9 protein-coding genes are annotated in these 7,849 nt (G+C 36.4%); all 9 read left to right on the forward strand.

Going from position 1 to position 7,849, the window contains the following annotated elements; all coding sequences use genetic code 11:
- Positions 1 to 118 precede the first annotated feature (118 nt).
- The 9 genes from H7254_RS17660 to H7254_RS17700 all read left to right on the forward strand — a co-directional run bounded on the left by H7254_RS17660 (position 119) and on the right by H7254_RS17700 (position 7,821).
- Positions 119 to 847, forward strand: coding sequence for a DNA-formamidopyrimidine glycosylase family protein (locus H7254_RS17660; RefSeq protein WP_301934228.1), 729 nt, complete (start codon positions 119 to 121; stop codon positions 845 to 847).
- Positions 848 to 1,938: 1,091 nt separating this feature from the next.
- Complete coding sequence (locus H7254_RS17665) at positions 1,939 to 2,274, forward strand: arsenosugar biosynthesis-associated peroxidase-like protein (protein WP_301921348.1); 336 nt, start codon at positions 1,939 to 1,941, stop codon at positions 2,272 to 2,274.
- 94 nt (positions 2,275 to 2,368) lie between these two features.
- Positions 2,369 to 3,460 (forward strand): arsenosugar biosynthesis radical SAM (seleno)protein ArsS, encoded by a 1,092-nt coding sequence (gene arsS, locus H7254_RS17670; protein WP_301934229.1) that lies wholly within the window; start codon positions 2,369 to 2,371, stop codon positions 3,458 to 3,460.
- Between the two features lie 10 nt (positions 3,461 to 3,470).
- Entirely contained in the window at positions 3,471 to 4,439 is a 969-nt protein-coding gene (gene arsM, locus H7254_RS17675; RefSeq protein WP_301934230.1) for an arsenosugar biosynthesis arsenite methyltransferase ArsM, read from the forward strand.
- Between the two features lie 10 nt (positions 4,440 to 4,449).
- Positions 4,450 to 5,259, forward strand: coding sequence for a purine-nucleoside phosphorylase (locus tag H7254_RS17680; protein ID WP_301934231.1), 810 nt, complete (start codon positions 4,450 to 4,452; stop codon positions 5,257 to 5,259).
- Between the two features lie 199 nt (positions 5,260 to 5,458).
- Entirely contained in the window at positions 5,459 to 5,614 is a 156-nt protein-coding gene (locus tag H7254_RS17685) for a hypothetical protein (RefSeq protein ID WP_301934232.1), read from the forward strand.
- Positions 5,611 to 6,228 (forward strand): TIGR04282 family arsenosugar biosynthesis glycosyltransferase, encoded by a 618-nt coding sequence (locus H7254_RS17690; protein WP_301934233.1) that lies wholly within the window; start codon positions 5,611 to 5,613, stop codon positions 6,226 to 6,228. Before H7254_RS17685 ends, H7254_RS17690 begins: the two co-directional genes overlap by 4 nt.
- Positions 6,225 to 6,920, forward strand: coding sequence for a TIGR04283 family arsenosugar biosynthesis glycosyltransferase (locus tag H7254_RS17695; RefSeq protein WP_301934234.1), 696 nt, complete (start codon positions 6,225 to 6,227; stop codon positions 6,918 to 6,920). Before H7254_RS17690 ends, H7254_RS17695 begins: the two co-directional genes overlap by 4 nt.
- A gap of 217 nt (positions 6,921 to 7,137) precedes the next feature.
- Complete coding sequence (locus H7254_RS17700; protein WP_301934235.1) at positions 7,138 to 7,821, forward strand: haloacid dehalogenase type II; 684 nt, start codon at positions 7,138 to 7,140, stop codon at positions 7,819 to 7,821.
- Positions 7,822 to 7,849 lie beyond the last annotated feature (28 nt).

Genomic DNA, 7,849 nt, shown 5'->3' on the forward strand with positions numbered 1-7,849 from the left:
CTATGTTGCTCTATTTTACCATAAGCCGGTTCGTAAACATCTTTATACAGGTCTCAAATTTGCAACAAATATCCGCATAGTGCAATTGCTTTAAGAGTTACCCCATAAATATTAATCGATGCCCGAAGGCCCGTCAATACTGCATTTAAAACACCAGTTGCAACCTTTTAAAGGCAAGGTTGTAAAACACGCCGGAGGCTATGGAGACATGCCCACTGAATGGTTAAATGGCAAGAAATTACTTGATATTAAAACCTGGGGTAAACACCTGCTACTTATATTTAACAACGGTACCGTACGGGTTCACCTTGGTTTGTTTGGTGATGTACTGATCAACGAACGTAAAAAGGTAAACCGTTCGTTTTTTCTTGAATTTGCAACTGGTGAGATAAATGGCTATGTAGTGAAAGCCGCTAAACTGGACAAGCCGCTAAATGAAATATATGATTGGCGAACGGATATACTAAGTCCTCAATTTAAGAAGGCCTGGATAAAAACATTACTGAAAAAGCAGGCCGCAAAAACCATTGATGATGTATTGATGGACCAGAACATATTCACCGGCGTAGGAAATAAAATAAGAAATGAAGCTTTGTACCGGGCAGCCATTCATCCCCTCAGTATTGTTGGGAAAATACCTCCAGTAAAAATTACCAGGCTCATTAACGAAGTAGTGAACTATGCACGTATATTCTATCAACAATTAGAAAAAGATGGCGTCAATGATTTTTTCGAGATATATCAGCAAAACTATGCAGCCGATGGCAGCGAAGTAACGATGAAGGTATTGCCGAAAACTAAACGAAAAATATTTTTTAGTGAACACCGGCAGCAATTGTATGTATAGTCTTTGTTGGCGGTGTTGCAATTATATATATACCTGAGGTCGTTTGGTATTAGATTTATAAAGGTTGTTGTATAATTTTGCATAAAGTATTTTTATGCTCAACCCTGTCTATTCCTCCTTCCATCTTTTGCAGTTACTTAACAATAAATTCAGATGATCCTAACCATTTGCCTTCGAAGGATAATTCAAGCGTTTTTATTTTAATAGTTTAGTCCAATAGTTTATTTTATTTTGACGATGTAGATAAACAGAAAATCTAAACCCCCTTTTTAAATTTTAAATAATTGAAGCATATAAAATTGGATCTGTTATTTATTTGCGGTAGAAACCAGTGGCAAGTCCAACAGCTGAAAATATTTTTAAGTCCCAATTACATCAGGAAAAATTTGCTGGAACAGAAGAATGCGCAAGGATTAAGATTACAGAAAAACTTATTAACTGGACATACATCATTTTTGTTATGTAAAAAAAGCACAAGCAAAGACTACAGGATAAATTTAAACAACTATTGATTACCAAAACCATTATTATTCTTGAAATAACTGATGAGTATCAATCCGTGGAGGAGGAACTCATTGACACAGCTTTCTGTGAAACCTTATCTTAAACAATTTAAAGTAAGCCAGCAGATTTTCACACCAAGCTCCTCACAGCACCGCACGTGAACGGCTTAATTCATACGCCTCTTCAACAAAGTGCTTTCGATTAATAAGCGGGCACAAACCCCGGTGGGCTACCAAACACGGTTGCTTTTAATATTTTTTTTCAACCCCGTCATTGTATCTGCTTAATTACCTGGTAATTTTAAGGTAGCAGTTCGTATATCCTGTTAATATTATCGTCTTTATATTTGTAATACAATTTCTGTCAGCCCTTGTACCGGTTTAATGTTGTATAGTTTGCAGGTAAATGCAACAGCCCTCCAGCGTTCATTTGCAAAAGAATGACTGGCAAGTTCCTTTTCAAAAAATTGTAAAAGCCAGAATAAAAACGAAAATGAAAATGAAAGAAAAAATATACATTAATAAATCATAGATTGTAATAAAGTCACAGTTTTTTGTGGCATAATTTTTACCAATTGAACTTAAAATATGAGCGAACATTATTACAATTCAAAAGACCTGGCAAAGTTTGGTAACATAGCAGACTTTCAGAAAGAGATGGGTGAAAAGTTTTTTAGCTATTACAGCGAAGTGTTCAAAGACGGTGAACTAACGGCAAGAGAAAAATCTTTAATTGCTTTAGCGGTTGCACATGCAGTGCAATGCCCTTATTGCATTGATGCTTACAGCAGCGATGCCTTTGAAAAAGGGTGGAGTGAAGCGCAAATGATGGAAGCAGTGCATGTTGCTTGTGCCATACGAGGAGGTGCATCCCTGGTACATGGTCTGCAGATGATGAATAAAGTTAAAGATATATCAATGTAATGCCCCTATTCCCCAAAGTGGGAAACTTTGGGCGAAAATTGATTTGAAAATTTAAATACAATTACTGAATTTAAAAGAAATGTCAAAGTAAAATATGGAAAGTCCTAACCGAAGCCGACCCATTAGGGCTGCAGGTGGTAAGTCATTAAAAGCTCAAAATAGTTTTCTTGCCAATGCACATGAACAAATTGAAATAATAGAAAACGGACAAACAGGTGATTTCGCATTAGTTCCATTTCAGCAAAAACTGGAGCAATCGCATCTATATCCTTTAAAGCCAGCGCAGATAGAAATCTTTCAGGTAAACATTGGTAAGATGTGCAACCAAACATGCAGGCATTGTCATGTAGATGCAGGCCCCGACCGGGAAGAAATCATGAGCAAGGAAACAATGCAGCAATGCATTGGAGTTTTAAAAAATAATCCGCAATTAAAAATTGTTGACCTTACAGGTGGAGCTCCCGAAATGAACCCCAACTTTAGATGGTTTGTAGAAGAAATTAAAAAGCTTGACAAACAGGTTATTGTTAGATGCAACCTCACCATCATTCTTGCCAATAAAAAATATCATGATCTTCCGGAGTTTTACAAACTACACCAAATAGAAGTAGTTTCGTCACTGCCTTTTTATACGCAGGACAGAACCGATAAACAACGGGGAAATGGCGTATTTGAACAAAGCATCAAAGCGCTTCAACTGCTGAATGAAGTTGGTTATGGTAAAGAAAATACCGGCTTGATTTTAAATCTTGTTTACAATGCTGCGGGTGCATTTTTACCACCCTCTCAACCCTCCTTACAAAAAGAATATAAGCAGGCATTGATGGACCGGTATGGTATTGCATTCAATAATTTATTTACCATAACAAATATGCCCATAAGCCGTTATCTTGATTATTTATTAACCAGTGGTAATTATGAAACGTATATGGAAAAACTGGTAAATGCCTACAACCCTGTTGCCGCGGCAAATGTTATGTGCAGAAATACTATTTCTATTGGGTGGGATGGATACTTATACGATTGCGATTTTAACCAGATGCTCGATTTAAAAGTTGATATTGCAGCGACACATATTTCCCAATTCAACATAGAAGGACTTAACGGCAGAAAAATTATTATAGGTCAGCATTGTTACGGATGCACGGCTGGTTCAGGCTCAAGCTGCGGTGGTGCTGTAGCATAAAATAAAAATTATGTCGTATTTAGAAACAACAAAGAACGTTTATAAAGAAGCCGCAGAAAATCCCCAGGTAGGATTGTGCTGTACTACCACGCCTGTGTGGCAATTACCGGGATTAAGCATTCCTAAAAAAATGTTAGCAATGAATTATGGCTGCGGCAGCACGGTCAATACCCGGGACCTGGTGAATAATCCAACAGTTTTATATGTAGGTGTAGGAGGTGGTATGGAGTTACTTCAGTTTGCCTACTTCAGCAGGCAAACTGGTGGCGTTACCGGTGTGGATATCATTGATGAAATGCTGAAAGCTTGTAAAGAAAATATTGTAGAAGCGGAAAAACAAAACCCATGGTTTCGTGCTGAATTTGTAAAGCTGGTAAAAGGCGATGCTTTACATTTACCCATTAACGATAATAGCATAGATATAGCTGCACAAAACTGTTTATTCAATATATTTAAACAGGATGATTTAAAAAAAGCCTTGCAGGAAATGTATCGGGTGCTTAAACCTAACGGACGATTGGTTTTATCTGATCCTACCTGCGAACAGTATATTCCTGAACATTTAAGGGAAGACGACCATTTAAGAGCTCTATGTTTGAGCGGTTCTTTGCCCTTAAAAGACTATGTTGAAATGATTACAAATGTTGGTTTTGGAACTGTGGAAATAAGAGCGAAACGCCCCTATAGAATTTTAGATACTATTAATTATAATATTGATGAATTGATATTTATTGAAAGTGTAGAAGTATGTGCTATTAAAGATCCCATGCCATCTGATGGCCCTTGTGTGTTTACCGGAAAAGCCGCTATTTATTATGGTACGGATGAGTACTTTGATGATAAAAAAGGACATTTGTTGCTGCCTAATCAACCTTTGGCGATTTGTGATAAAACGGCTGGAGCGCTGAAAGCATTGAACCGTACTGACATCTTTATTTCACAGAGTACTTTTTTTTATGATGGAGGCGGTTGTTGCTAAGCAAATCATTATGGAACAGTTAAATAACGTAAAAGACTTTTTAACAGAGGCAGGTATTCATAACCCAACAATCGGCATTGTATTAGGTACAGGTTTACACCAGCTATTGAATTTTATTGATATAAAAAAAACCATTCCGTATACGGATATACCTGGCTTTCCTGTATCAACAGTAGAATTTCATAAAGGCAATTTTATTTATGGAACAATCGCTAATAAAAATATTGTTGTAATGCAGGGCCGCTTTCATGTATATGAAGGGCATTCCATGGAACAGATTATTTTTCCAATACGGGTAATGAAATTACTTGGTGTGCAAACACTTTTTCTTTCCAATGCAGCCGGCGGCATTAACCTTAATTTTAAGAAAGGCGATCTTGTTTTAATTGATGATCATATTAACTTACAAACTGGTAACCCGCTAACAGGAAAAAATTTTGATGAATTAGGTGCACGTTTTCCTGATATGAGCGAGCCGTATACGCCTTCATTAAAAAAATTATTGCAACAAAAAGCAGGTGAATTAAACATTGAATTAAAAGAAGGCGTATACGCTGCGGTAAATGGTCCTAACCTGGAAACAAAAGCCGAATATCGATACCTCAAAATTATTGGAGCAGATTTGGTAGGCATGTCAACCGTACCTGAAGTTATTGCTGCCAATCACATGCAATTGCCCTGTGCAGCAATCTCTGTTATCACAGATGAATGTGACCCAGACAATTTAAAGCCGGTAAATATAGCAGAGATTATTAAAGCGGCAGGTAAGGCAGATGAAAAATTAAGCAGGTTACTGTATCTGGCAATCCTATCATTGTGATTAATGCAATAGTTGTAATCTATTTTTTTCATTTAATGATTGAACCATTTATTTTTTCACAAACATGTACCATACTCACTACTATAAATTATGTACACGTTCCGCAGCAGCTATTGTATGCTATACGTACAAAAGATAGCGGTGCAGCTTCACCACGAATACGGTAAAACATTGGGTACTATTTTTTTACCAAAAAATTTTGAGTTGGTTCCGTGGAGATATTGGAGGTAAAAAAAACATTGTAGATAAACAAAAAAATATCAAATTACTGATGGGCAATAAAAATGGAAAAATCAGATTTAAAAAATACGACTGGTCTTTATTTCTACAAAATTATAAGGACGATACGGAATGAGCAAAGTACTTATCATCTTCATAAAAAATCCGGTAGCAGGAAAAGTAAAAACAAGATTGGCAGCAACTGTTGGCGATACAACTGCTGTTGAAGTGTATAAAAACTTATTACATCATACACAAAATATAACGCACTTAATGGCGGCTGATAAATTTCTTTTTTATGCTGATTTTTTACAAAGAGAAGACGAATGGCCTAACGAACAGTTTATAAAACACCTGCAAAAAGGAAATGATTTGGGTAAAAGGATGCACCATGCTTTAGAACAAGTTTTTTTAAATAAATATAAAAATGTACTTATTATTGGCAGCGATTGCTTTGAACTTACTGCAGCTATTATTGAAGAGGCTTACCTGGTTTTAGAGGATAAGAATATAGTAATTGGACCGGCAAAAAACGACGGCTGTTATTTATTAGGTATGAAAAATCCGCAACCATGTTTATTTAAAAATGTTTCATGGAGTACTTCGCAGGTTTTACAACAAACCATATCCATTTGTACAAGGGAGCATTTAAATGATTGTTTGTTACCCACCCTAACCGATATTGATGATGAAAATGATTTAAGCGTTGAACAAAAAATTTATTTCAAATTAAAAAAGAGTGCTCAATGATCAGCATCATCATACCAACCTACAATGAAGCTGATCAGATTGAGCAAACAATTCTTAAAACTCATGCATCAAATGGCGGACATCAGATTGAGATCATTGTTGCAGATGGAAACAGTACTGATGAAACTGTACCAACTGCCCTGCGATGTAATGCCGTAGCCATTATCTGCGATAAAAAAGGAAGGGCCGCACAAATGAACAAAGGAGCATCTGTTGCCAAAGGCGATCTTCTTTACTTTCTTCATGCTGACAGTATTCCACCAAATAATTTTACAGGCAGCATATTAAATGCTGTTAAAAATAATTTTAGCAGTGGTTGCTTTCGGTTATCTTTCGATCATGCACACTGGTTTTTGAAAGCCAATTGCTGGTTCACAAAATTTAATGTAAATGCTGTTCGCTTTGGCGACCAGAGTTTGTTTGTAACCAAAGAGGTTTTTAAAAAAGCCGGAGGTTTTAATGAATGCCTTTTGTTGATGGAAGACCAGGAAATCATACACCGGATAAAAAAACATGGAAGGTTTAAAGTGATGGATGGCACTGTTACTACCTCTGCAAGAAAATATATAGACAATGGCATTTACAGAATGCAGGCAATCTTTTGCAGGATATGGTTGCTATATTATTTGGGCTTTTCACAAAAATATTTATTGAACCTACATAAAAAATTAATACGGAAAAATAAATTATAAAATATTCAGATAGTGGAATGGTGGCAAATATTTAAGGATGGTTTTTAAGCCGCAATGAAAAATACAATTTACAGCTGGTAAAAATATCCCGGTACGGGTATATGGTTTTATTGGCTTAATGATTGTTTATGACATCCAGGCTACTTTGAAAATAATTAAAGAAAAAACAACAGCGGCCTGAAATACGTTGTACAAATAAACTATTTAAACATCAGCTATGAACAATAATAATCTTCCCCTGATTGTATTTGATGTTAATGAAACACTTTTGGATATGTCTGTGCTGAAGAACAAAATAAACAGCCTTTTAGGCAGCAGCAAGGGTTTTCGTATCTGGTTCGGTATGCTTCTGCATTATTCACTTGTGGATAACTGCTCCGGTGCATATCATGACTTTGTATCTATCGCCCATGCTACATTATCAATGACAGCAAAAGCATTAAAAACTGATTTGGATGAAAAGGAAAAAAAGGCTGCGCTGGCAACTTTAAAAGAATTACCGGCTTATCCGGATGTACCAAAAGGGTTACAGCTTTTGAAAGAAAATGGATTTCGCCTTATTACGCTAACTAATTCTCCTTTAGCAACGCTTACGGCACAATTGCAACACGCAAAACTCACCGGATATTTTGAACAAACACTTAGTATAGATAAAATAAAAAAATATAAACCAGCAGCAGAAACATATACCTGGGCAGCCAGACAATCATCCGTTAATGTTACCGGTGCCGTGCTGATTGCAGCACATGGCTGGGATATTGCTGGTGCTTTACAGGCTGGTATGCAGGCCGCTTTTATTGAAAGGGAAGACCAATCACTTTATCCGCTTGCACCTACTCCACAATTTACAGGAAAGGATTTAATTGAAGTTTCCAACAGTATCATTGCTCATTATAAATAAAGAAGCATGAAGCCAATTGACGACAACG

The sequence above is a fragment of the Ferruginibacter sp. genome, from assembly GCF_014377975.1.
GTDB lineage: Bacteria > Bacteroidota > Bacteroidia > Chitinophagales > Chitinophagaceae > Ferruginibacter.